At 55.0% G+C, this 24,501-nt stretch carries 23 protein-coding genes; 10 read left to right on the plus strand and 13 right to left on the minus strand.

Features of this window, described 5'->3' with window-relative positions; genetic code table 11:
• Window positions 1-58 precede the first annotated feature (58 nt).
• Complete coding sequence (locus ACT3RT_RS12295; RefSeq protein ID WP_496200825.1) at window positions 59-1,630, minus strand: methyl-accepting chemotaxis protein; 1,572 nt, start codon at window positions 1,628-1,630, stop codon at window positions 59-61.
• A gap of 303 nt (window positions 1,631-1,933) precedes the next feature.
• On the opposite strand from ACT3RT_RS12295, the gene ppa reads away from it, so the two are divergent.
• The gene (gene ppa, locus ACT3RT_RS12300; RefSeq protein ID WP_034795220.1) at window positions 1,934-2,464 is read left to right on the plus strand and encodes an inorganic diphosphatase; all 531 of its coding nucleotides are present in this window, start codon (window positions 1,934-1,936) and stop codon (window positions 2,462-2,464) included.
• Window positions 2,465-2,609: 145 nt separating this feature from the next.
• Here ppa and ACT3RT_RS12305 read toward each other — a convergent pair whose 3' ends face one another.
• The 3 genes from ACT3RT_RS12305 to tamA are packed head-to-tail and all read right to left on the minus strand — an operon-like array spanning window position 2,610 to window position 8,486.
• Window positions 2,610-2,960, minus strand: coding sequence for a gamma-glutamylcyclotransferase family protein (locus ACT3RT_RS12305; RefSeq protein ID WP_034795217.1), 351 nt, complete (start codon window positions 2,958-2,960; stop codon window positions 2,610-2,612).
• 31 nt (window positions 2,961-2,991) lie between these two features.
• Window positions 2,992-6,810: an autotransporter assembly complex protein TamB gene (tamB, locus tag ACT3RT_RS12310; RefSeq protein WP_496203034.1), complete on the minus strand. Its 3,819-nt coding sequence runs from the start codon at window positions 6,808-6,810 to the stop codon at window positions 2,992-2,994.
• Window positions 6,807-8,486, minus strand: coding sequence for an autotransporter assembly complex protein TamA (tamA, locus tag ACT3RT_RS12315; protein ID WP_437342017.1), 1,680 nt, complete (start codon window positions 8,484-8,486; stop codon window positions 6,807-6,809). Before tamA ends, tamB begins: the two co-directional genes overlap by 4 nt.
• A 299-nt stretch (window positions 8,487-8,785) precedes the next feature.
• On the opposite strand from tamA, the gene msrA reads away from it, so the two are divergent.
• The 4 genes from msrA (at window position 8,786) to ACT3RT_RS12335 (ending at window position 11,846) form a co-directional block, all read left to right on the plus strand.
• Window positions 8,786-9,442 carry a peptide-methionine (S)-S-oxide reductase MsrA gene (gene msrA / locus ACT3RT_RS12320; protein WP_496200827.1) on the plus strand — a complete coding sequence of 219 codons (657 nt, stop codon included), beginning with the start codon at window positions 8,786-8,788 and terminating at the stop codon, window positions 9,440-9,442.
• The gene (locus ACT3RT_RS12325; protein WP_353500660.1) at window positions 9,421-9,678 is read left to right on the plus strand and encodes a hypothetical protein; all 258 of its coding nucleotides are present in this window, start codon (window positions 9,421-9,423) and stop codon (window positions 9,676-9,678) included. Before msrA ends, ACT3RT_RS12325 begins: the two co-directional genes overlap by 22 nt.
• An 11-nt stretch (window positions 9,679-9,689) precedes the next feature.
• The gene (locus ACT3RT_RS12330) at window positions 9,690-11,063 is read left to right on the plus strand and encodes a polyamine export protein PaeA (RefSeq protein WP_353500659.1); all 1,374 of its coding nucleotides are present in this window, start codon (window positions 9,690-9,692) and stop codon (window positions 11,061-11,063) included.
• A gap of 141 nt (window positions 11,064-11,204) precedes the next feature.
• Window positions 11,205-11,846 (plus strand): DNA-3-methyladenine glycosylase I, encoded by a 642-nt coding sequence (locus ACT3RT_RS12335; RefSeq protein ID WP_496203035.1) that lies wholly within the window; start codon window positions 11,205-11,207, stop codon window positions 11,844-11,846.
• A gap of 81 nt (window positions 11,847-11,927) precedes the next feature.
• On the opposite strand, the gene ACT3RT_RS12340 is transcribed toward ACT3RT_RS12335, so the two are convergent.
• Window positions 11,928-12,134, minus strand: a complete 207-nt coding sequence (locus tag ACT3RT_RS12340) for a DUF1107 domain-containing protein (RefSeq protein WP_353500657.1) — start codon at window positions 12,132-12,134, stop codon at window positions 11,928-11,930.
• A gap of 318 nt (window positions 12,135-12,452) precedes the next feature.
• Between ACT3RT_RS12340 and ACT3RT_RS12345 the strand changes: the two genes are divergently transcribed.
• On the plus strand, window positions 12,453-13,010 hold the full coding sequence (locus ACT3RT_RS12345) for a YtfJ family protein (protein WP_496203036.1): 558 nt from the start codon (window positions 12,453-12,455) through the stop codon (window positions 13,008-13,010).
• A 71-nt stretch (window positions 13,011-13,081) separates the two neighbouring features.
• On the opposite strand, the gene cysQ is transcribed toward ACT3RT_RS12345, so the two are convergent.
• Window positions 13,082-13,828, minus strand: a complete 747-nt coding sequence (gene cysQ / locus ACT3RT_RS12350) for a 3'(2'),5'-bisphosphate nucleotidase CysQ (RefSeq protein ID WP_496203037.1) — start codon at window positions 13,826-13,828, stop codon at window positions 13,082-13,084.
• Window positions 13,829-14,048: 220 nt separating this feature from the next.
• Between cysQ and ACT3RT_RS12355 the strand changes: the two genes are divergently transcribed.
• Window positions 14,049-16,010: a bifunctional 2',3'-cyclic-nucleotide 2'-phosphodiesterase/3'-nucleotidase gene (locus ACT3RT_RS12355; protein WP_496203038.1), complete on the plus strand. Its 1,962-nt coding sequence runs from the start codon at window positions 14,049-14,051 to the stop codon at window positions 16,008-16,010.
• A gap of 68 nt (window positions 16,011-16,078) precedes the next feature.
• On the opposite strand, the gene fklB is transcribed toward ACT3RT_RS12355, so the two are convergent.
• Window positions 16,079-16,699 (minus strand): BamJ family beta-barrel-assembly machinery protein, encoded by a 621-nt coding sequence (fklB, locus tag ACT3RT_RS12360; RefSeq protein ID WP_353500653.1) that lies wholly within the window; start codon window positions 16,697-16,699, stop codon window positions 16,079-16,081.
• Window positions 16,700-16,997: 298 nt separating this feature from the next.
• Between fklB and ACT3RT_RS12365 the strand changes: the two genes are divergently transcribed.
• Window positions 16,998-17,729, plus strand: a complete 732-nt coding sequence (locus ACT3RT_RS12365) for an OapA family protein (RefSeq protein ID WP_396132281.1) — start codon at window positions 16,998-17,000, stop codon at window positions 17,727-17,729.
• A gap of 81 nt (window positions 17,730-17,810) precedes the next feature.
• On the opposite strand, the gene rplI is transcribed toward ACT3RT_RS12365, so the two are convergent.
• From rplI to yjfP, 5 genes are all read right to left on the minus strand, one after another.
• Window positions 17,811-18,263 carry a 50S ribosomal protein L9 gene (gene rplI / locus ACT3RT_RS12370; protein WP_100938242.1) on the minus strand — a complete coding sequence of 151 codons (453 nt, stop codon included), beginning with the start codon at window positions 18,261-18,263 and terminating at the stop codon, window positions 17,811-17,813.
• 39 nt (window positions 18,264-18,302) lie between these two features.
• Window positions 18,303-18,530, minus strand: coding sequence for a 30S ribosomal protein S18 (rpsR, locus tag ACT3RT_RS12375; RefSeq protein WP_002210155.1), 228 nt, complete (start codon window positions 18,528-18,530; stop codon window positions 18,303-18,305).
• A 4-nt stretch (window positions 18,531-18,534) separates the two neighbouring features.
• Window positions 18,535-18,852: a primosomal replication protein N gene (priB, locus tag ACT3RT_RS12380; protein ID WP_353500651.1), complete on the minus strand. Its 318-nt coding sequence runs from the start codon at window positions 18,850-18,852 to the stop codon at window positions 18,535-18,537.
• A 5-nt stretch (window positions 18,853-18,857) separates the two neighbouring features.
• A complete protein-coding gene (rpsF, locus tag ACT3RT_RS12385) occupies window positions 18,858-19,250 on the minus strand; it encodes a 30S ribosomal protein S6 (protein ID WP_017492198.1) in 393 nt (130 codons plus the stop codon).
• A 171-nt stretch (window positions 19,251-19,421) separates the two neighbouring features.
• Entirely contained in the window at window positions 19,422-20,171 is a 750-nt protein-coding gene (gene yjfP / locus ACT3RT_RS12390) for an esterase (protein ID WP_496203039.1), read from the minus strand.
• Window positions 20,172-20,422: 251 nt separating this feature from the next.
• Between yjfP and ACT3RT_RS12395 the strand changes: the two genes are divergently transcribed.
• Together ACT3RT_RS12395 and bsmA are read left to right on the plus strand one after the other, a co-directional pair.
• The gene (locus ACT3RT_RS12395) at window positions 20,423-22,369 is read left to right on the plus strand and encodes a methyl-accepting chemotaxis protein (RefSeq protein WP_496203040.1); all 1,947 of its coding nucleotides are present in this window, start codon (window positions 20,423-20,425) and stop codon (window positions 22,367-22,369) included.
• A gap of 96 nt (window positions 22,370-22,465) precedes the next feature.
• Window positions 22,466-22,774 (plus strand): biofilm peroxide resistance protein BsmA, encoded by a 309-nt coding sequence (bsmA, locus tag ACT3RT_RS12400; RefSeq protein WP_485901973.1) that lies wholly within the window; start codon window positions 22,466-22,468, stop codon window positions 22,772-22,774.
• A 3-nt stretch (window positions 22,775-22,777) separates the two neighbouring features.
• Here bsmA and ACT3RT_RS12405 read toward each other — a convergent pair whose 3' ends face one another.
• Window positions 22,778-24,409 carry an isovaleryl-CoA dehydrogenase gene (locus tag ACT3RT_RS12405; protein ID WP_496203041.1) on the minus strand — a complete coding sequence of 544 codons (1,632 nt, stop codon included), beginning with the start codon at window positions 24,407-24,409 and terminating at the stop codon, window positions 22,778-22,780.
• Window positions 24,410-24,501 lie beyond the last annotated feature (92 nt).

The raw sequence follows: 24,501 nt of genomic DNA on the forward strand, positions 1-24,501 counted from the left end.
AAAGGTTCGGCATGTGCCGAACCTTTTTATTTGCCCAAGCCATTAGTTTGGATTCGATTTATACCAAATCTTGCTGGCTGAGCTTAAACACCGACACGCTTTGCGCCAGTAACTGCGCCTGCTCTTCCAGCGAGCGCGTTGCCGCTGTCGCCTCTTCCACCAGCGCGGCGTTTTGCTGCGCCACCTGATCCATTTGGGTAATGGCGATATTCACCTGCTCGATACCGTGCGTCTGCTCGGTGGTGGCGATAGAAATCTCACGCATTAAGCTGGTAACACGGCGCACTTCGTTGGCAATCTCAGTCATGGTGCCGGCCGCCGATTTGACCATGGTTTCCCCTTCCGAGATGCGGCTTTCAGAGTCCACAATCAGCTCTTTGATCTCTTTTGCCGACTGCGCGCTGCGCTGCGCGAGACTGCGAACTTCGCCCGCCACCACGGCAAAACCGCGCCCCTGCTCACCGGCGCGAGCAGCTTCAACGGCGGCGTTCAGTGCCAGAATATTGGTCTGGAAGGCAATACCGTCAATCACCGTGATGATGTCGGTAATACGTTTCGAGCTGTCAGTGATGGCCCGCATTTTATCCATCACGTGATTCACCACCTGACTGCCTTTATCGGCAATGCTCGAGACACTCTGCGCCAGCTGATTCGCCTGCTCGGAGTTGGTGGCGTTCATACGCACCGTAGAGGTCAACTGCTCCATGCTGGCCGCCGTCTCTTCCAGCGAAGCCGCCGACTCTTCGGTGCGCTGCGCCAAATTCACGTTTCCGGCAGCCAGTTCGCGGGTGCCGACGTCAATCTGATTGCCCGCATCGCGCACTCGGCCAACGGAGGCCGCCAGCGAGTCTTGCATCTTCTTCATGGCACGCAGCAGACGGCCCATTTCGTTGCTACGCGAATCATCAATGTCATGGGTCAAATCGCCCGCCGCGATGAACTCCAGTTGGGCAATCGAGGTGCTCAGCGGATGCATGATGATTTTCTGCAACGCGAACCACGACAGCAGTGCGATAGAGATCGCAGCGATGCAGGCAACAATAATAATGGTCAGCTGGATGCGCGACTGGGCGCGAGCATGCTCAATGCGCTGCTGAGTGCTCTCCTGAGCGTAAATGCGGAAATCGCTCAGTGCCTTATCGTAGGCGTTGCTGTACGGCGTTATTTTGTTTTCTAACACGTCGTAATAGGCGTCGCTGCTTTGTGACTGAATCGCCGCCAGCGCGGGGAGCAAACCGTTGGCTTTATAAGCATCATAGGCGTCTTTCAAGGCCTTGGTCAGCGCACGCCCCTGCTCGTTGCCATCATCAATCCCCACAAACAGAGCCACTTTCTCATCGGCTTGTTTCAAATAGCCTGCCACTCGCCCCGCCGTGGCCTTCGAGTCATCCATCATGCCAATTTCCAACTGACGCACGGCCACGCTGCTTGCCACGCGAGCGCGCAGCGAGAAGCTGTAACTTTCCGCCAGCGAACCCAACTCTTCACCCTGCAACTGGTTAATTTGCTGTAACGAGGAGGCGCTCTGACGAATGGCGTTGGCTCCTAAGACGCTGACCAACAATAAAATCAGGGTCATTACCCCTAACAAGGCGATCAATCCTGCCTTTACGCTCAACTTATTCAACATGCTGTGTTATCCGGTGGTTTAGGAAATGGAGGAAAATGAAGAGAGGTAATCTGTCGATGCCGCAGACTTTTTTATGTCATTTGTTATCGACTATTTTGTGAAAATCTTGAGAAGAAACCGTAAAACAGGCAGTTAGGCGGTAAAGCGAGGACTCAGAAAACTTTCATGCCAAACAATAGGGATTAACAGCAGGGAAAAAGAGAGAAACACCAGAAATCCCTACTACGAAAAGGACAGGAAATCGTGACGGACTTGGCTATAATGTCCGCCACTCCAATTCCTGGTTCAATGAAGGAAACCAAAATGAGCTTAATCAATGTGCCGGCAGGCAAAGACTTGCCAGAAGATATCTACGTAGTTATCGAAATCCCAGCTAATGCTGATCCCATCAAATACGAAGTAGATAAAGATACCGGTGCACTGTTCGTGGATCGCTTCATGTCGACTGCGATGTTCTACCCATGCAACTACGGCTACATCAACCACACCCTGTCCCTTGATGGTGACCCGGTAGACGTGTTGGTCCCAACGCCGTACCCACTGCAACCAGGCTCAGTCATTCGCTGCCGTCCAGTTGGCGTGCTGAAAATGACCGACGAATCTGGCGAAGATGCCAAAGTTGTTGCAGTACCACACACCAAACTGAGCAAAGAGTACGATCACATTAAAGATGTGAACGACCTGCCAGAGCTGCTGCGCGGCCAGATCACCCACTTCTTCGAGCAGTACAAAGCGCTGGAAAAAGGCAAATGGGTTAAAGTTGACGGCTGGGCTGACGCTGCTGCCGCGAAGGAAGAGATCGTGACCTCTTTCGAACGCGCTAAAAACAAGTAATTGTTTGAGCTTTACGGTCGCCGAACGGCAGGCCGTATAAAAAGAAAAACACCGCCCATTGGACGGTGTTTTTTTTATGTCTCTCTCCCTGGTTTTAGAAGAGATGTGTTTGGTATCAACGGAACGACGACCTTGCTCAGCGTTCTTACTTCACATCTTCCGCACGCTTGAGCCAATCACCACCTTCAATACGCGGTACGCCTTCGAGCGAACGTATATAGAGGTAGATCCAGGCACTGCCGTACGGAGTGGAAATCAGCTCACGTTTATAATCTTTTGTATTACTTTTCAGTTCATCCAGTTCAGCCATAATGGATGACGTGATGCGGTAAACTTCACAATAGACTTTTCCATCCCCTGGAACGGCTGCCGGATAGTGCCCCAGATTATAGAGCGCGTAGCCTTCCAGCTCGTGGTCACCCAACCACTGAGCGTTCGTCATCCAATGACTGTTGCCTTGCTTGCGTCGTAAACTGCCATAAACAATTATTCGCATGTTTGGTTTCGTATAGTAAAAGTCACATGAGTTAAAACTCAAACTGATAAAGCAAATCCAATGCCTGATCGATACCCGAAACGGCTTCGAGGTAAAGTTTAGGCATCAAACGATAACGCAGAGTCAGCGTAGCCAGCGAGTCGAAGATACCGACACCGTATTTCACCTGAAGACCCGGTAAAACATAGCCACTGACCACCACCTGAGAGTTATCCCCCACGCCCTGCGTATCCAGCGCCAGATTGCTGACACCGAATGCTTCGCCGATTTTACCCACAAGTTTACCACTTTGCGCAACCCCCATACCGATAAGCATTGAGGTCATCGCGCCACTATCGGCACCAGAACTGTCCAAACCTTGGCCGCGAAGCAGGTAGGACAAGGCTTGTTCCTGCGACATCACCGGATCTGAGAATATTTCAAGTTTAGGCGAATCCGCCTCGCCCGTGACACGTAAACCGGCAATAACGTTATTTTCGGTCGAGTCTGGGTTACGAATCGCTTCCAGATTCAGCAGCGGCTGGTCGGCCGGGCCGGAGAAAAGCAGCTGGCCTTTACGCACAATCAGGTCCTGCCCGTAAGCGTGGAAACGACCGGAAGGAATATCAATCTGGCCGTTTAACCCCAGACCGTGTTTATCCTGCGCGACCTTGAGCGCCCCTTTCAGACGGGCTTTCAGGCCGAAGGCGTCGAGACGCACGTCATCGCCGATATTCACCATCAGATTGCTGTTGATGGGGATCGAGGTCGACGGCGCCGCAATCGGCTGGCGCTGGTCATTGAGCATCACTTCATCGGACGAGACGCCCACCGCGCTTTCCGGCAGCTCCTGCACGGTAATGCGCGCCCACGGGATATCCACCCGACCGTTGAGCGAGAACAGCTGCGGCGTGGCTTCAAACACCACGTCCGGCGAGACGTCCAGTCGCACCATCGGCGGCACGGAAACCCTCACCCGGTCGCCCTTGGCGGCAATTCTGGCGCGCCACGCGTTCAGCACGCTCCAGTCGGCGTTGCCGTTTAATGCCAGCTGGCCGTGGGCGGTGCGGATCACCCCATCCATCAGCGACGACATGCCGTTGAAGTTGATATTGAGATTGCCGCTGGTGACATCAAACGGCATGAATTCGGCGTCAAAGTCGATATCTGACAGCGCCAATCGGCCAAACACTTGCGGCTTCTGCGCGTTGCCGCCCAGACGCAGGTTGGCGTTGAGCAGGCCCGAGGCCTTCTCGCCATCGGCCAGAATCGGCTGGATCAGCGCCATCGAGATGCGATTGATATTCACCGTCCCGCTGAGATTGCGGCGGTTCTGCGGGTCGGCGATTTGCACGTTGCCATCGAACTGGCCGTTGTTGGTCAGCTTGATTAACCAGTCCAGCGTCGCGCGGCCGTTGTTCATGCCGGCATTTAGGTTCAGGGTGTCGAAGGCGATAGGCAGGGGGTTGCCACTCACCAGTTGCTGTACCTTCACGCCGTTACCCACCAGCGACACGCTGCCCTGCGGCAAGCCGCCGTCAGCTTTCCACGCCACGTTGGCTTTGCCGGTAAACACGCCACTCAGCTTGGTATCGTCGCCGAGGAAAGGCTTGAGCATCGCCAAATCAAAGCGATTGAGCTGCAAACTCGCCTGCCCGCTGGCTCCCGCCTCGATGGTTTTCGGCACGCAAAGGTCGGCATTAGGGTTCTGCCAGCAGTGCGGGCCGACGGTAACGCGCTGCTCTTTGTTGAAGTACTCCAGCGCAATCGAGCGATTCAAGCGCCACGCGCCCACTGGCGTATCAAACAGCGTGTTATTGATGTTGCCTTTCCACTGCTCTGTGGCGCGGTCGAAACTGCCGGTCAGGGCCAGTTGGCCAGAAACCGGTTTGCCTTCGACATTCAGTTTAAGCTGATGCTGCTTCTCATTACCTTTGGCATCTAGCGTCAGGTTGCTGATTTCCAAAGCATCTTGCTTAAGCTGCTGGACACGAACCGCGAGGTTGCCCTCAATCTGCTCCGCCGAGCTGACATCACCTTTGATGTCCACCCGGTTAATGGTCAGCGCCTGCCACTTGAGGCGGCTGGCGGTCAGGTCAGCCAGCAGCTTCGGCGCTTTCAAGTCGCCGCGCACCTGAATCATGCCTTTAGCGACGCCGCCCAGTCCCGGCAGCGCGCCGTCCAGATGCTGGGCGTCAATGTTGGCGTCCAGCGCCCATTTATCGCTGAGTGAGCCTTTCACATCAATGTTGTTACGGCCCAACTCAAGGTGCAGCTGAGGAATATCCCACTGGCCGTAGTTGTTGCCACGCAGATTCCCGCGCGCTTTCACCAGGTTCTGCTTAACGTTGCCATCCAGCTCCAGCGTCGGGATCTGCATCTGCCAGCTTCCGCCATACAGGCTGCCGCGCGTAGCGATTTTGCCCTGCAATTTGGCTGGCCAGTCAGGATACTGCTTGGCGGTGTTGATGCCATTCAGGGTCAGTAAGGCATTCCAGCTAATCGCCTTGCTCCAGTCCACAATGCCCGTCAGGTCAGTATTACCCTGCAGAGCGGCCAGGCGTAGCAGGGTCAGTTTGAACTGCTCGACGTTACCTTTGCCATCCACGGTCAAGGTGGCAGGAGGGATTTGGTCGCCGCTGAAGTCAGAGTGCAGAGAGAGCGCGTAATCCGTCGCTTTCCCCGAAAACTTCAGTTTGAAGCCTTTGACCTGATACTGCGGCGTGCCGGTCAGCGGCCATTGCAGCGCGTCACTGTTCAGGGTCAGATTAAGCGGCAGGCCCGCCTCGGCGAGCTGGGTTTGCAGCGCCAGCTGGGCGCGCACCGGGCCTGAGAGGTTAATGCCGAGATCCAGCTTATCGCGCAGACCTCCGCCCACCTTCAGCTTAATCTTCTCACCTTTGATTGGATCGACGTTCAGCGCGGTGTTCAGCGTCATGTCCACCGGCCAGTTGTTTTCCAGCGTCGCTTGGCCAACGCCGTCTAACGAGCCTTGCGGGGAACGAACTTGCAGCTGCTCGAGCTTCACAATCTGATTTTGCGAGCTGGCCTTGAGCGCGAAGCGGGTGATCAACACGTCGGTATCCCCCGTCAGGCGTAAATTGTCCGCCGTTAGTTGCTCGATATTCAGGTCCAGCGGCAGGCGGAAGTCAGGCAGTTCTGGCAGCAATGGCTTGGCAAACAGCTCTTGCAGCGTTTCACCCAGCGGCTTCTCTGGCGGGGCTTCAACAGGTTTTTCGGCCGGTTTGCCGGTGGCTTTCTCCACGGCTTTATCTTGCGCGGCTTGAACCACCTCTGGCAGAGGGTTAGCCGGGGTCTTCGGCAGGGCAATCAGCAGGCCGCCGATATGAGTCGGGGTCAGATGCAGCGAGCGATCCGTCCACTGCGCGCCAGTGCTGAATTCACCCAGCGAAATGGCGCGGTCGTCGAGGGTCACATTGACATTATTGAGCGTCAGCGCGCGCAGCGTAATTGGGTAAGGCGTGCTGAGGTTGGTCAGCGGCTCGCTGTTTTCAGGCTCGGCGGCGGGCTGGGACGGCGTCATTTCATTGGTTTTCACCGCCACGTCCACGTCGCTCAGGCCGATGGCGTTGACGCACAGCGCGCTGTTTTTAAAGCACGAGAGGTCGAGCGACAGGTGGAACTCGCCCGCTTTCACATCCACGCCCGGCATTTGGTAATGCAGGCCTTTCAACTGGAGGTTGCGCCAGCCGCCCTCAACGCTGTCGATCTTCAGGCCGGGGACAAAGCGCTGGGCGCTGTTGATAACCAGATGCAGGCCCGTCTGCGTGCCGATAAGAAACGCCACCGTGCCCAGCAGCAACAGCAGAACGATGAGGAAACCAATACAGATCTTTTTAAACAAACTCATAATTCTGGACCCAAACCGATGTAAAACTGCAATCCATGCTCATCTTTGTCCGCCACGGGCGCGGCAATGTCGAACTTGACTGGCCCAATGGGGGAAGCCCAGCGAACGCCCACACCCGCGCCGGTTTTCACATTGCTTTTGGCGATATCATTTACGGCTTCGCCGGAGTCAACAAACACCGCGCCCCACCACTTTCCGGTCACGTTGTATTGGTATTCGAGCGAGCCGGTCGCCAGTTTTGACGCACCGGTCAGCTTGCCGTCACTGTCTCTTGGCGACAGAGATTTGTATTTATAGCCGCGAATACTGCGGTCACCACCGGCGAAGAAGCGCAGGGATGGCGGCACGCGCTCGAAGTCGTTGGTTTCAATCCAGCCCAAATTCCCGCGCACCACGAAGCGATTTTTCTCCGCCAAGGTGCGGATCCAGACGTTTTGCGCCTGCACCACCGCGAAGTCGACGTCCGATCCCCAGGTGGTATCAGACACGTCGAGCGAATAGCGCTGGGAGTCGCCCCAGGTCGGCATCAAACCGCCGCGCTGGCGGGTGCGGTTGGCACTCACGCCCGGATAAATCAGCATGGTGGTGTTGGTGACATTACCTTGGGTAAAGTGGTCGAGGCTCCAGCGCAGGTTAACCGCGCGCTGCCAGCCGCTGCTCAGATCCCAGTAACGCGCCAGATTGACGGTGCTGGAGTCCGATTTGGTGTCGTTGAGGTCTTCACGCTTGAAGCCGCCCTGCACCAGATAATATTGCTCGAGAGGCGCTTTCAGCAGGGGGATTTTATAGCTCAGGTCCAGCGACTGCTCCGGGCCGGAGAGATTGATGGTGCTTTCAATGCTCTGGCCGCGATCGTTGACCCAAGGCTTCTTCCAGTTGGCTTTAATGCGCGGGCCGACGTCGGTGGAGTAACCGACACCGGTTTCTAAGGTGTTGCGGGTTCGTGGCGTCACCACGGCATTCAGCGGCAGCGTTTTGGTGGCTTTGGCGTCGCTAAAATCAGGCGCGACCACCACCGAGTTAAACCAGCCCGTCGCGGACAGACGGCGGTTCAACTCCGCCAGATCTGAGGAGCTGTAGTAGTCGCCCTGATGGAACGGCACCAGATTTTGCAGATACTCTTCGCGGATTTGCGAGCCTTGGAAATTCACTTGCCCAAAGTGATAGCGATCGCCGCTGTCGAATTGGATATCCCAGAACGCCTTGTGTTCATCTTCTATCACGCCGAGCTGGCTCTTGCGCATGTCCGCGTCAAAGTAGCCCTTACGCACGGCAGCGCCGGTCAGCGCGCTTTTGAAATTGTCATAGGTTCCGTGATTGAGGATGGTGCCCACGGCTGGGACGCGCGACTTCTTTAGCGCTTCAAACTCATCGTCCTTGCTCGCCTGGCCTTCAATCACCACGCTGGTCCCGGCGATTTTAACCGGAATGCCGGGCGTGACTTTGGCAATCAGCACCGGACGGCCCGGCGGCGGGGTCGCTCGATAGTCGAAATCGATAGTCGGTTGGTAATACCCCAGCGGCCTTAGGCCTTGCTGGATAGCCGCACTGACGCGCGCGCGGAAACGCCCGTCCGCCCCCACTTCGTCACTCTGAATTGAGGAGAGTCGGACACGGACGTTCTTTTGCAGGTCGCCTTCCAGACCTTCCAACTGCAAGCGCACTTTCGCCGCCATAGAGAGCGAGGGGGCCAGCAACAGACCTAACACAAAGAGTTTACGGTGGTAACGTGGCACAAGCGCTCCTGCTGATTTTACTATCCTGTTAAAATATCAGATGCCTGCCGGGGAATTAATGCCGAAAGTCGGCAGATTCGCCTCTTTAAAATCTAATTCACGTAGTTTAGTGCTAATTCCCTAAAAATCGTCAACGACAGAGCAACGTCTCCCGTATTGTGTGCAAAGTCGCAATCAGATACAACTAACAGCAAACTATTGACCGTAACAGGTTATTAAAGAAACAACTGGAGTCCGTTTTGGTTCAACAATCTGATAAAAATAGCTCTGACAAAACTCAACGGGTGAAGCAAGAAGACGCCTTAACCGGCCGCACCACGCCAATGCCCGTTGCGACCACTCACGCCGTGACCAGCCACTCCATGACTCACGTTCCAGATGAAATGAACGTGGCAATCTTCGCCATGGGCTGTTTCTGGGGCGTTGAGCGCCTGTTCTGGCAGCAAGAAGGGGTTTACAGCACGGCGGCAGGTTACACCGGCGGCTTCACCCCCAACCCGACCTACCGCGAAGTGTGCACCGGCCAGACCGACCATGCCGAAGCGGTGCGCGTGGTGTTCGATCCGGCCATCATCAGCTATGAAAAGCTGCTGCAAATTTTCTGGGAAAATCACGATCCGGCGCAGGGCATGCGTCAGGGTGGCGATATCGGCACTCAGTACCGCTCGGCGATTTACGTGCTTAGCGAAGCGCAGCAGGACGCTGCCCTGGCGAGCCTCCAGCGTTTCCAGGATGCTATGGACGCCGCCAACGACAAGCGCCACATCACCACGGAAATCAGCGAAGCGCTGCCTTTCTACTATGCCGAAGATGACCACCAGCAATACCTGTTCAAGAACCCAGAGGGTTATTGCGGGTTAGGCGGCATTGGCGTTTGTCTGCCACCGACGCGCTGATGATTTGCCAATTTGCCCGTGGCGCGGATGGCGAAAAGCCCCGCAGCACGGGCGATGCAGGAGAATTTTTAAGCGCTGGCGGCAATATCGCGGCTCCGCTATACTATGCGGGCCGCGAATGTGGCCCAATCAGAGTATTTCTAGCTGTTATCTTTGATTTTTTCGCCCTTGATGATTTTTCTTTTATACAGCAACCCAACGAGTACCCTTCCCTGCCGGTTTTAGGTCGGTGTTAAACGGATAGATTATGTTAAACAGTATCTTACTGATTCTTTTACTCATCGCGATCAGTGCCTTTTTCTCCCTGTCGGAGATATCGCTGGCCGCTTCTCGAAAAATTAAACTTAAACAGTTGGCAGACGAAGGAAACGTCAATGCCTCCCGCGTGATGAAATTGCAGGAAACCCCTGGCCTGTTCTTTACCGTGGTACAAATCGGCCTGAACGCCGTCGCCATCTTGGGTGGTATTGTCGGTGATGCGGCTTTCTCCCCTGCTTTCCAGACTTTCTTTATTCGCTTCATGTCGCCGGAATTGGCGGATCAAGTCAGCTTCATCTGTTCCTTCGTCCTGGTCACTAGCCTGTTTATTCTGTTTGCTGACCTCACGCCGAAGCGCATCGGTATGATTTCACCTGAGACGGTTGCCGTCCGTATAGTCAACCCGATGCGTTTCTGCCTCATGATTTGCCGCCCTATGGTCTGGTTCTTCAACGGCATGGCAAATATGATTTTCCGCCTGTTCAAACTGCCAATGGTGCGCAACGACGACATTACCTCCGACGACATTTACGCCGTGTTTGAAGCCGGTGCGTTGGCGGGCGTGCTGCGCAAGCAGGAGCACGAGCTGATTGAAAACGTGTTTGAGCTTGAATCTCGTACCGTGCCTTCTTCCATGACCTCCCGCGAAAGCGTGATCTACTTTGACCTGCGCGAGAGCGAAGACAGCATCAAACAGAAGATTGCCACCCATCCGCACTCGAAGTTTCTGGTGTGTGACGGTCATATCGATCAGGTCGTGGGCTATGTCGATTCCAAAGACCTGCTGAACCGCGTATTGGGCAATCAGAGCCTAATGTTGAGCAGCGGCGTGCAGATTCGCTCGGCGCTGATTGTGCCGGACACCCTGACCCTCTCCGAGGCGCTGGAAAGCTTCAAGGCCGCCGGGGAAGACTTCGCGGTTATCCTCAACGAATACGCGCTGGTCGTGGGCATCATCACCCTGAATGACGTGATGACCACCCTGATGGGCGATTTGGTCGGTCAGGGCATGGAAGAGCAGATTGTCGCCCGTGACGAGAATTCATGGCTTATCGAAGGCGGTACGCCAATCGAAGACGTGATGCGCGTGCTGCATATCGAAGAGTTCCCGCAGTCTGGCAACTATGAAACCATCGGCGGCTTCATGATGTTCATGCTGCGTAAAATCCCGAAACGCACCGATTTCGTCAAGTTCTCGGGCTACAAGTTTGAAGTGGTAGACATCGACAGCTACAAGATTGACCAGCTGCTGGTGACTCGCATCACTGACAAACCGGTCGCGCCTCTGCTGCCAAAAACGCCGCAAGAGATCAAAGATGAGAAAGCCGCGAACAAGCTGGCTGAGAAAAACGGCGACCACTAACCGTCGTTAGCCGCGCGCTAAATCCATCTCGAAAACGGAATCCGGAAACGTTCATCGCGTTTTCGGATTTTTTTATGCGGATTGATCGGCGCCACAAAGCCCACTAGGGTAAGTTTATCCCCCAGCTATGGAGCGCGCGGTTTGAGCAAAGCATCGAGCAATACAGAATCAGGGCTGATCGTGGCTGAAGACGGGACGCCTCGCTGCTTCTGGCAACCAAGCATGCCGGACTATCACGATAACGAATGGGGCCATCCGGTGGTGGATGACCAGCGGCTGTTTGAAAAAATCTGTCTCGAAGGCTTTCATTCGGGCATGTCGTGGAAGCTGATTTATAACAAGCGCGAGCATTTCCGCCGGGCTTTCAACGACTTCGACTTCCATCTTGTCGCGCAATTCGACCAGCAGGACGTTGAGCGCCTGATGCAAGACGCCAGCATTGTGCGTAACCGGGCGAAAATCCTCTCCACCATTAACAATGCCAAACGCGCGATTGAACTGGTGCAAGAAGCTGGCTCCCTGGCGGCGTGGATATGGCAGTTTGAGCCGTCGCCGCAGGAGCGGCCGGAAACCGTCAATCTGGCTTACTGGCATGAAAACACCACCAGCGCCGCCTCTCTCGCCATGTCCAAAGCCCTGAAAAAGCGCGGCTGGACCTTTGTCGGGCCAATCACCACCTATTCATTAATGCAGGCACTGGGGCTGGTGAACGATCATCTCGAAGGTTGTATTTGTCGTAAGGAAGTGGAGGCGCTGCGAGCAAAGCTGAAACGGCCGGTTTGAAGCGAAGGGGGAGTCAAGGATTGAAGAGAAACATAATGGCGCGTACAACAGAAAACTCGCTGTTGTGCGCGCCTGAGGGCCTTAGCCCATTTCGGCCTGAAGATGCATAACCTGACGGTTAACTTCAGACATCACACTAAAATGGCGCTTATCACGTACTTTCGGCAATAAAATTTTGCCATGGTCGAACTCAAATGCGCCGACATCTTTAATATACAAACGACCGCGGAACAACGTCTTAACATACTTGGCTACTTTCAACGGATTGTAGCGCTGGAAGATTCTCATTTTTCTACTTTCCTCCGATAAATCACTGCGTGCTCAGGCTCAGGTTAAAGCTGCGATGAAAGCCTGAATCGAATCATATTCGCAGTGAGTAGACATATAACATAGCAGGGAGTTCAGGTTCTGCCAGTATATTTAACTGCTTTTACCTACCTTGACAGTACGCTTTCAGAATAGTCCTTATGCCAACAGTATAACCCTTCAATCTATGTCATTTCTGTAAGCTATAACACACTGTTAACATCTCAACAGGACAGACCACTTAACAACTTCTATGATTGTCGGGTCGGTACGTTTTGTCGCCTTTTCTCTGGAGCCACTATGACTTTAAGAAGCTTGCTAATTATATCCTTAGTTATTTTTCCATTCTTCGCCTCAGCCCACAATTTGGTCATCGATAATCGCCTTCCAGCGGTCGGCGTGGACGAAAAAGGCGAACTCAATTACGTCAACGATGAGTTCAGCTACGCCCGCTGGAACAGTGCCAAGCTGCCGGGCAAGGTCCGCGTGGTGCAGCACATGGCCGGGCGCAGCAGCGCTAAAGAGCTGAATGCGCCGCTGGTCGATGCCATCAGGGCAGCCAATCTACCTCACGATCGTTACCAAACGACGACAATCGTGAATACTGATGACGCCATTATCGGCACCGGCATGTTTGTGCGAAAAAGCATCGAGGGCGGCAAGAAGGAGTTCCCATGGTCACAGGTGATTGTCGACAGCAACGGCGTGGTGAAAAAAGCATGGCAGCTGGAGCCGAAAAGCTCGGCCATCGTGGTGCTAGATAAGAATGGGATGATTAAATTTGCCAAAGATGGCGCGCTGACCCAGACCGAGGTCAAACAGGTGATTGATCTGCTGCATAAGCTGGTGAAGGAGTAATTGCCGGCAAGGAAGACTCGAACAGAAAAGCGCCCGTCGGCGCTTTTCTTTTTATGGCATCTTTTACTTCACTAGAATAATGAAACGCGGAAGCCCGGATTAAGGAATGACTCTTTCGGCGTATAGAGCAGGGTTTGCCCGGTCCAGTCTTTGACCACCGCGCCTGCGGCAATCGCCACGGCATGGCCTGCGCCGGTGTCCCAAATATTGGTTGGCCCAAAGCGCGGGTAGAGCTGCGCTGCGCCTTCCGCCACCAGACAGAATTTCAGCGAAGAGCCTACAGCCACGGTTTGGTGCTCGCCGAGCTGAGTCAGGTAATCCTGCAACTCCTGATCGTTGTCATAGTGCGAACGGCTTACCACCACCAGCGGCGGATGGGCTTCCTGTACGCGGATCTGGTTGCGCTCGCCCTTCTCTTCTTTCCACGCCTTACCCTCTGCCGCGCTGTACATCACGCCGGTCACCGGCACATACACCACGCCCAGCACCGGCTTGCCGTCTTCGATCAGCGCGATATTCACGGTGAACTCGCCATTGCGCTTGAGGAACTCTTTGGTGCCGTCCAGTGGATCGACCAGCCAATAGCGAGTCCAGCTCTGGCGCTCGCTCCAGCTCTGCGGGTCTTCTTCGGACAGCATCGGCGTCTGCGGATCAAGCGCCGCCAGACCTTGCTTAATCACGTTGTGAGCCGCGATATCCGCCGCCGTGACCGGAGAGTCATCCTTTTTCTGGCGGGCGTCTAACGGCTGCTCACCGTCATACACCGCCATGATAGCGTCACCCGCCTCGCGCGCCAGTTGGCAAATTTGCTCTAACATTGTCCACCTCAGTTGTTCTTTTCAAAACGCTAAGTCATGTAAGAAGCCTAGTTTTTTTTAGCCGGAATAGCTATCCCGTAATCTGCCCGTGTTAACAATTCCGCTGGGCAATACCTGTTACATCTCACAATTATTTATGACACCTGATTACATTCTCAGCGAATTTTGAGATATATATCCGACTTTTTGTTCACTGTTCTTCTTTTCTGGAGGCACTTCAATGCTTAAGCGTCATCTGACGTTATCCCTGCTGGCTTCGCTGGTTGCCGTCTCGGCCCACGCGTCACAGGTTGATCTTCGCATCATGGAAACCACCGACTTACACAGCAACATGATGGACTTCGACTACTACAAAGATAAGCCGACGGACAAATTCGGGCTGGTGCGCACCGCCAGCCTGATCCACGCGGCGCGCGGCGAAGTCACTAACTCCTTGCTGGTCGACAATGGCGACGTGATTCAGGGCAGCCCGCTGGGCGACTATATGGCGGCGAAGGGCTTGAACAAGGGCGACATACATCCCGTCTATAAAGCCATGAATACGCTGGACTACGTGGTCGGCAACTTGGGCAACCACGAGTTCAACTACGGGCTGGAGTACCTGCAAAAAGCCATTGCCGGGGCGAAATTCCCTTATGTGAATGCCAACGTCATCGACAGCAAAACCGGCAAGCCGCTGTTCACACCTTTCCTCATCACCGACAACACTGTCAAAGACCGCGATGGCAAAACGCACAACCTGCGCATTGGCTATATCGGCTTTGTGCCGCCGCAAATCATGGTGTGGGATAAGGCCAACCTGCAAGGCAAAGTGACCGTCGCCGACATCACCGAAACCGCCAAAAAATGGGTGCCAGAGATGCGCAAGCAAGGCGCCGATATTATCGTGGCCATCCCACATTCAGGCCTGTCCGGCGACCCCTACAAAACCATGGCAGAGAACTCGGTCTACTACTTAAGCCAGGTTAAGGGCATCGACGCTATCATGTTCGGCCACGCGCACGCCGTGTTCCCAAGTGAAGATTTCGCCAATATCAAAGGTGCGGACATCAAACAAGGCACCTTAAATGGCGTACCGGCCGTGATGCCGGGCATGTGGGGCGACCACCTCGGCGTGGTTGACATGGTGCTGAACAATAAAGACGGCAAGTGGAGCGTGGAAACGGCTCGCGCCGAAGCCCGGCCAATTTTCGACAAAGCCAGCAAGAAGTCGTTAGCGGCGGAAGACCCGGAGTTAGTGAAAGTGCTGGCCGACGACCACAAGGCCACCCGTGAGTTTGTCAGCAAGCCGGTGGGGAAATCTAACGACAACATGTACAGCTTCTTGTCGCTGATTCAGGATGACCCAACGGTGCAAATCGTCAACAACGCGCAGAAAGCCTATACCGAGCACTTTATTCAGGGCGATCCGGACCTAGCGAACCTGCCGGTGCTCTCCGCCGCCGCGCCGTTCAAAGCCGGTGGCCGCAAGAATGACCCGGCGAGCTTCGTCGAAGTCGAGAAAGGCAATCTGACCTTCCGCAATGCCTCAGACCTGTACCTTTACCCGAACACCCTGGTGGTGATGAAGGTCAGCGGGCAGGAAGTGAAAGACTGGCTGGAGTGCTCCGCCGGGCAGTTCAACCAAATCGACGTCCACAGCAGCAAACCGCAGTCGCTAATTAACTGGGACGGCTTCCGCACCTATAACTTCGACGTGATTGACGGGGTGAATTACCAGATAGACGTCACCCAGCCCGCGCGATATGACGGCGAGTGTACGCTTGTCAATAAAGATGCAGAGCGTATCAAGAACCTGACGTTCAACGGCAAGCCTATCGACCTGAAGGCCACCTTCTTGGTCGCCACCAACAACTACCGCGCCTATGGCGGTAAGTTCGCCGGAACGGGCGATAAGCACATCGCCTTCGCCTCGCCGGATGAAAACCGCTCCGTGGTAGCGGCCTATATCGGCGCTGAAACCCAGAAATCAGGGGCGGTCACGCCAACCGCGGACAACAACTGGCGTTTGGCGCCGATTGTCGCCAGCCAGCCTCTGGACATTCGCTTCGAAACGTCTCCAAGCGAAAAAGCGGCCGAATTCATCAAAACCCACGCGCAGTACCCGATGACTGCCAAGGGCGCGGATGACGTCGGTTTCGAGGTCTATCAGGTTGACCTGCAAACTCCGCTGAAAAAATAATCAAATCGTTTTGTGAACGCAAAAAAGGGCGCCGAGGCGCCCTTTCTTATCTCTGTAATCTGTCGCGATTACAGGATTTCCAGCAGCTCAACTTCGAAAGTCAGCGCGCTGAATGGCGGGATGGACGCGCCAGCACCGCGTTCGCCGTAAGCCAGCTCATGAGGGATATACAGCTCCCACTTAGAACCGACTGGCATCAGGGTCAGAGCTTCAATCCAGCCAGCGATAACGCCGTTAACCGGGAATTCAGCTGGCTCGCCGCGCTGAACGGAGCTATCGAACACGGTGCCGTCGATAAGCTTACCAGTGTAGTGAACGCGTACGCGATCCTGACGGCCTGGGATTGGGCCATCGCCTTGTTTGATCACAGAGAATTGCAGACCAGACTCGGTGCTGGTTACGCCTTCACGCTGAGCGTTGGCAGTCAGGAACTCTTGTCCTTCAACCGCCAGAGCTTCTTGACGTTGACGACGCACGGCGTCAGCGCGCTCGTGAACTTCACGCAGAGCACGGTGAACGACGTCAACAGGAACTGCTGGCGTATTCCCTTCCAGCGCATCGCGTAAGCCTGCCAGCAATGCGTCAGGCTCTAAACCTTGTAAACCTGATTCTTGCAATTGTTGACCAACTTGCAAGCCGATACCGTAGCTTGCCTGCGCTTCAACGCTTTCAAATGAAGGGGTTGTCATGAAGTTTCCTTAAATTCTTAAAAAGTCGAAAACGCAGCATAACAGTGTGCGGCTTTTGGGTAAAATTCTCTATGAAGTGGCATGACATCGGCCCGGCATTTTCCTAGATAGGACATGGTTTATTCCGCTAATTCTCTGCAAAGGCATCGTTTGCGTGCTATTTGTGCGTTGTTCCTTTCCGCATCAAGCAGTTAACCAGCTATACTTAGCGGGAAAATCCGACAGAATAATCGGGTATGATTTTTGTTCTGTTAAATCCAGAAGTCGTGCGTTTCAAGCGTAAGAAAGAGAGGTTGTCATGGGCCGAATCCCGCCCAGGAGAAGGAAAGCCATCCGTATGTATCAACCCATGTTGAGATCCTGGATTGCCATTATGAAAAGACCGATGCGTAACGCTACGCCGCAGTCTGAAAGCGATGAACAGCAAGAGCTGCCGCCGCAGAAGCCATCACTGGTGAGCAAAGCCAAGGCGCTGGCGCACAAAGTTTGGCATATGAGTGATAATTTTCACTGGATGTCGCCACTGCCTTACGCGCATCGCCGCTGGATCCTTATTAGCGCGCTGATCGTGGTGCTGGCGCTGTTATGGCCTTATTCACCGCCGAACACCTATGCCCCTTCTCAGCCGCAGCAGTCGACATCTATTCCGATGCAAGCTGACCTGCGAAATGACCAGGGGCGCACCACGCAGCGGGCTCAGCCGCAGCAGCAAGAGATTCAACCTCAACAGCAGGCGGCCACTGAGCCGCCTCAGCCTGTCGCTCAGGACAACTGGCAGAGCTACAGCGTGAAGCCGGGTCAAACCATGGCGCAGCTGTTCCGCGACAACAATCTGGCGGTCAACGATGTGTTCGCGATGGCGCAGGTGGAAGGCAGCCAAAAGCCGCTGAGTAATTTGAAGGCGGGACAGGAAGTGAAGATTCAGCGCAATGCGCAGGGCGCGGTGACGTCGCTACAAATCACCACCGAGCAGAACACGACGGTGCTCTTTACCCGTCAGGCGGATGGGACATATCAGCGCAGCCGTTAACTCGCGCTTTTCAATTTTGCTTTCTTTAAAAAGCAAAACGCCGGCACAAGGCCGGCGTCTCACAGGTTAACCTCAGCGTTATTACGCTTCAGCAACCACAACTACGTTCAGTTTAGCGAATACGTCGCTGTGTACCTGGAACTCAACTTCGTGTTCACCAGTGGTACGCAGAACGCCATTCGGCAAACGAACTTCGCTTTTAGCAACTTCAACGCCAGCAGCAGTAACGGCATCAGCGATATCGCGAGTACCGATAGAGCCGAACAGTTTACCTTCGTCGCCTGCTTTAGACGCGATGGTGACTGAACCCAGTTCGTTGATTTTAGTTGCGCGAGCTTCAGCAGCGCTCAGAACGTCAGCCAGTTTGGCTTCCAGATCTGCACGACGTGCTTCGAAGAACTCAACGTTTTTCTTGGTAGCAGGAACAGCTTTGCCCTGTGGTACCAGGAAGTTACGAGCATAGCCCGCTTTAACGTTAACTTGATCACCCAGGCTACCCAGGTTTGCTACTTTATCAAGCAGAATAACTTGCATTACCTTATCCTCTCAAAGTCGTTAATGGACAGTTGCCGATTACTGATGACGATCAGTGTATGGCAACAGAGAAAGGTAGCGAGCGCGCTTGATGCAACGAGCGAGCTGACGCTGGTATTTTGCACGAGTACCGGTAATACGGCTCGGGACAATTTTACCGCTTTCGGTAATGTAGTTTTTCAGCGTAGCGATGTCTTTGTAATCAATCTCTACAACGCCTTCCGCGGTGAAACGGCAGAACTTGCGACGACGGAAATAACGTGCCATTAGGCTAGTCTCCAGAATCTATCAAATCAATCTGCTCGGCATGTAACACCACTTTGTTCAGTCCATTGCGCCCTTGATGGCAACTAATGAATCCGGAAACAGTGAGTTGCGTGCCGACCGTTATACTGTGAGTTAATGCTTGTGACGCTTGTCCACTGACAACGATGGGCATTCTGCACCATGCTTGTCGGTTAAATCCGGCTTCCTCCTGCTGCGAGCGGTGCTCTAGCACAAACTGGCAGTGGGGTATCCCGGAAGGACTCACTTTACGAATGGGTGCCTTGCACACTGTGCCGGACAACACCAGACGATTCGCCGTCACGGCAATTACTCTTCAGAATCCCCAGCTTCAGAATCATCATTAGCTTCGGCGAAATCTTCACGACGCTCACGGCGCTCGTCTTTCGCTTTAACCATTGGTGAAGCTTCAGTTACCGCGTGTTTTGTACGCATAACCATGCTACGGATAACGGCGTCGTTGAAGCGGAAGTTAGTTTCCAGCTCATCGATCGCTTCCTGCGGAGCTTCAACGTTCAGCAGAACGTAGTGAGCTTTGTGCAGTTTGTTGATCGGGTAAGCCAGTTGACGGCGGCCCCAGTCTTCCAGACGGTGAATCTGACCAGCAGCGTTAGTGATTACTGCACTGTAACGCTCGATCATGCCCGGAACCTGTTCGCTTTGGTCAGGGTGAACCATAAAAACGATTTCGTAATGACGCATCGAATTGCTCCTTACGGATTATTCAGCCTCCTGTCAGGGTCAACCGCGGCCCATGGAAGCAAGGAACGTGTTTGTTGTGCGGTCGAAAAAATGACGCGCAATTATATGTACAGCCAGCGGGAAACTCAAGGAATAAGGCTGATTAATTCTCAGCCTTTGAAAATACGGGCATTAAAGCTGGCGCTCGAAGAAGGCAACCGTCTCATTGAGGGCATAAACGCTGACTTTATGCGTGGCGGCAGGCTCGGCAACAAAGGTCAGGTTCGATGCGTGTCCGCAGGCAATAATGTCTTGGCGCAGGCGCAGGCTGTCGGCAAAGGGCACCACGTCATCTTGCTCGCCGTGCCAGATAAACAGAGGTCTATCCGCTATCTGTGCCACTTTGTCACTGACGTCCCAACTCAGGAGCGGCGCATGATGCTGGCGGAAAGCCTCAAGCTGCTCGGCATCTTCCTGCTGATAATTGGGATAGAGCGTGGCAGATAACGTCGAGAAGTAGCCAGAGCCCATCAGGCATGCCGCCACTTTCACCCACGGGAAGCGCACCAGCGAGGCCAGCGTGGTCATGCCGCCCATCGACACGCCGCCTACCGCCAAACGCTCGGCATCCGCCAGGCCGCGGGCGACAAACGAATCCTTCAGCGTCTCAAGCTCATCAACATTATTTTGCAGAATGCGCCAGAAACTGGCGAGACGCTTCGGCTCATCGCCATCGACGCGCGCGCCGTGCAGCAGAGCATCCGGCAAAATCACGCGATACCCCGCTTTCGCCAGCGTGTAGCCAAAGTAGGAGTAAATTTCTTTTGAAGAGAGGAAACCGTGATAGAAGAAAATGGTGGGCAGCTGCGCATGGTACTGGCCGGAAGGAACGGCGTGGATCAGCTGAATGCCTTCCACCTCCTCTTGATACATCTCAACCATCTGATTCACTCCCTTAAATAATGGCGATAAGGCGAAAACCCTCGCAAGGCCTCTATTTTAGCCGCCTCAACAAAAGCTACCACTGGCTTTTTGGCATGATTTATAACCAAGAATAAAATCGCGAACTAAGTTAAATATAAATTTCCATGATTTAGATCAAATTTTAGTGAAACAAATCCTTACATTATGGAACTAATCATTTCCCAGCTTTAGCCGTTACTGCGCTATTCAAAAAATAAACGGAAATGACTATGAAAACGGCTAAGCCTTTCTTTTTTCGCAGTTGGAGTATTGGCGCAAAGCTCGCCAGCTGCGCTTCGGCACTGGTAGGGATCCTATTTATCATTATCACCCTTTCTCTGGCCCAATCGGCAGGTAAGCAGATCAACACGCTGGCGATACAGGCGATCAATGAACAGGTCACTGGCGTGGTCGATATGATTGAAATCTATAACAATAGTTTGAATGCGCAGGTCGACAGTTATACCCGCCTTTTCAGCCGATTCCTGCCCTCCGACTTTGAACTTGATAGCCAAAACCCTCTGAAAGTGGGCGACCAGCTGGCACCCACGCTAAAGGCTGGCGGTCAGGCGCTCAACCTGAATACGCAGTTACCTGACGATTTCCTCGAACGCACTGGCGCGATTTCCACCATTTTCGCCCGGCGCGGCAATGACTTCATTCGCATCACCACCTCGCTTAAAAAGCAGGACGGCAGTCGCGCCATGGGCACGCTGCTTGACCCGACCGCCCCGGCATATCGGCAAATCATGGCGGGCCAGTCCTTTAGCGGGCTGGCAACGCTGTTCGGTAAGCAATACATCACCAAGTATCAGCCGGTGCGCGATGCTCAGGGTGGCGTGATCGGCATTCTGTTTGTCGGGGTGGATATCACCAAACAATTTGCCGATATGCGCAGTAAGATTTTGGCTAAACGCATTGGCGCCAAAGGAGAATTCTTCGCGCTGAACAGCGCCGAAGGGAAAAATCTGGGTAACTATCTCATTGATGCACATCGCGAAGGCCAGCGCCCAGCGTGGCCGGAAGGCATACTGCAGAAAGTGATAAGCCAGCAGCACGGCGAGCAGGAGTATATCGACACCGAAACCCATCGTTCACAATTTATGGTGTACACCAGCATCCCCGAATGGCATTGGATTGTGGCGGGCACCACCGACAGAGACAGTCTGGTCGAAAAGGTCGATCAGACTCGCAACCAGTTCATTGTCATCAGCCTGCTGGCCCTCGCCGCCTTTGCCGTGCTGTTTGTCTGGCTAACCAAAAGAATGGTCAGCCAGCCGTTGAATCAGGTGGTGAAAATCGCCGAGCAGTACGCCAGTGGTAACTTGCTGGCCAGAGCGCAGACTCAGCGGATTGATGAAATTGGCGCGCTGATGAATGCTATCGACGGCATTGGCAACGGGCTGGAGAAAATCGTCGCGGAGGTTCGCCAAGTTTCGGTGGAAGTCAGCGAAAGCACCCAAAGTCTGGCTTCCAACGGCGGCAAGATAACTCAGCAGATTGGCACGCAGGCCAGCAGTCTGGAAGAAACCTCGGCCAGCATGGAGCAGATCACCGGCAATGTGCAGCACAACGCCGACAACGCCTCTCAGGCGGCACGACTGGTGCAGCAGACGGCAGAGGCCGCCACGGCGGGCGAAGGTGCCGTCAGGCAGTCCGCAGAGAGCATGGCGGCCATCGAGCACTCGTCGAAGCGCATTGCGGATATCACTACGGTCATCGAGAGCATTGCCTTCCAGACCAATATTCTGGCGCTGAACGCCGCCGTAGAAGCCGCCCGCGCGGGCGAACAGGGTCGCGGGTTTGCCGTGGTCGCCGCCGAAGTCCGCGCTCTGGCGCAGCGCAGCTCCAATGCGGTGAAAGAGATTGAGACGCTGGTCAACGACTCTTTGCAGAAGGTCGACGACGGCCAGCACAGCGCGCGTAAAACGCAGGCCACCATGAGCGATATCTTGCGGGGCATTCGTCAAGTGAGCGCCCTGATGCATGACATTGACGTGGCTTCTCACGAGCAGTCGGCGGGCATTTCCCAAGTCAATGTAGCGATTATGCAGATTGGCAAAGCCACGCAGGAAAACGCCATGCTGGTTGAGCATTCTCACCAGACCACCGAGTCGCTCAGCGAGCAGGGTGAGCACTTGTCGCGAGTTGTCAGCCTATTCAAAATAAGTTCCTAAAAGTGCGATCTCTGGCGAGGGGTGACGTAGCGCCTCTCGCCAGACTCCTCGGCGAAGGGCTACACTGAGGCTATCGCCGATATTTTGGACACTCCCATGAAAACGCCTCCCCTGATTGCCCTGTTTTTTGTTGTCGCCCTCGGCGGCTGTAGCAGCCTGACGCAAACCACGCCGGTTCCGCCACCGGCCCCCACGGCCAAGGCGCAGGAAATCACCCGCGCGCAAACGTCCACCCTGACCAAAATGGGCAGCATTACGGTGGAAGTGATCGGCAGCCCGATGGACGCCGAAGCCGCCGTGCAGCGCAAGGCGGATGCCCAAGGCGCGCGTTACTATGTGATCATGTTTAACAGCGAAACCATCGTGCCGGGCCGCTGGTATTCACAGGCTATTCTGTACCGCTAAACGCTACTCCGCCCCTATGGCGCGGTTAAGCAACTGCTGGCACAGGCGCTCTGAAAGCAGGCTTTCGCCGCGCTCGTCTAAGGTCATTTGGCACCAGGTATCGGCAATCGGCGGCGGGGAAAACTCCAACATCTGCGCGGCAGTAAACAGATTAAATAGCTGCGAAGTCAGCCAGCGCGCCTGCGCTTCATCGGGAGAACGCAGCCTTTGAAGCAACTGTCGTGCGGCGCGGTCAAACCAGCGATTCTGCCCGCGAGACTGATGTAAAAACTGCTGCACCAGCTCGCCGCTGTCGGGCACTTTCTTCAGGGTTCTCAGTACGTCAAGGCACATGATATTGCCCGAGCCTTCCCAAATGCTGTTGACCGGCATCTCGCGATACAGGCGCGGCAGCTCGTTCTCTTCGCAATACCCCACTCCACCCAGCGTCTCCATGGCTTCGGCCACAAAAGGCATACCCTGTCGGCATACTTCAAACTTGGCCGCAGGCGTCAGCAGGCGATACAGCACCTGCTCGCTAACACTCTCCGCCGCGCCGCTGGCGGCCGCCAGCCGCAGCAAAATTTGGGTTTGCCCTTCAAGGCGTAGCGCCATGCGGCTCACCACTTGGCGCATCATCGGCTGATCCACCAGCGACTTACCAAACGCCTGACGCTGGAAGACGTGGTAAAGCGAAACCGACAGCGCCCGGCGCATCATGCCGTGGCTGCCCAATGCGCAGTCGAAACGCGTCTGGCCGCCCATCTTGAGAATATGCCGCACGCCGTCGCCCTCCTCCCCCAACAGCCAGCCGGTGGCGTTTTGGAACTCCACCTCGCTGCTGGCGTTGGAGCGATTGCCCAGCTTGTCTTTCAGGCGCTCGATGCGCACGGCGTTGCGCTGCCCGTCAGGCAATACGCGAGGCAGGAAGAAGCACGACAGCCCGCCGTCGGCTTGGGCCAGCACCAAGTGAGCATCACTCTGCGGCACGGAGAAAAACCACTTATGCCCGACCAGCCGATACGCCTCGCCGGGGCCGCGCGAGGCCAGCGGCGTCGCCTTAGTGGTGTTGCTCAGCACGTCCGAGCCGCCCTGCTTTTCGGTCATCCCCATGCCAATCAGCACGCCCTTCTTCTGGTCGCCGGGCAGCAAATGAGGGTCATAGCGGTCAGAAAGCAGCGGCGTGAGCCACTGCTTGAACTCGGCGGGCAGGGTTTTCTTGAGCAGCGGGATCGCGCCAAAGGTCATGGTTATCGGGCAGAGCGTGCCCGCCTCCACCTGCGCGTGAAGCAGAAAACGCGCCGCGCGCGCCACCGAGGAGCCAATCCGCGCCTCATCCTCCCACGGTAGGTTATGCACGCGATTGGCAATCAATCCCTGCATCAGCAGGTGCCACGCGGGGTGAAAGCGCACCTCGTCCAGCCGCTCGCCGGTCGGGTCATAGCGCAAAAGCTCGGGCGGGTTAACATTGGCCAGTCGCCCAAGCTCCAGCGACTCGGCCGAACCCAGCTGTTGACCAAGGGAGGCCAGCACGTCGGCGTCCCAGCCGGCATGGTGTCGGCTTACCGCTTCGCGCAGAGGGGAGTCAGAAAGGAATAAATTGCTGTTGCTGAGCGGCTTCGGCTGATTAAAAACTCGATGGGTTTGCCAGTCCATAATGTTCTCCATGACTGTAAAAGGGCCACGTCGTGATGGGATCAAGTATGGTAAAAATCGGGGAATTAACCGGCGGGTAGATCACAAAGGCA

The organism is Ewingella sp. AOP9-I1-14 (genome assembly GCF_052375995.1).
GTDB lineage: Bacteria > Pseudomonadota > Gammaproteobacteria > Enterobacterales > Enterobacteriaceae > Ewingella > Ewingella allii.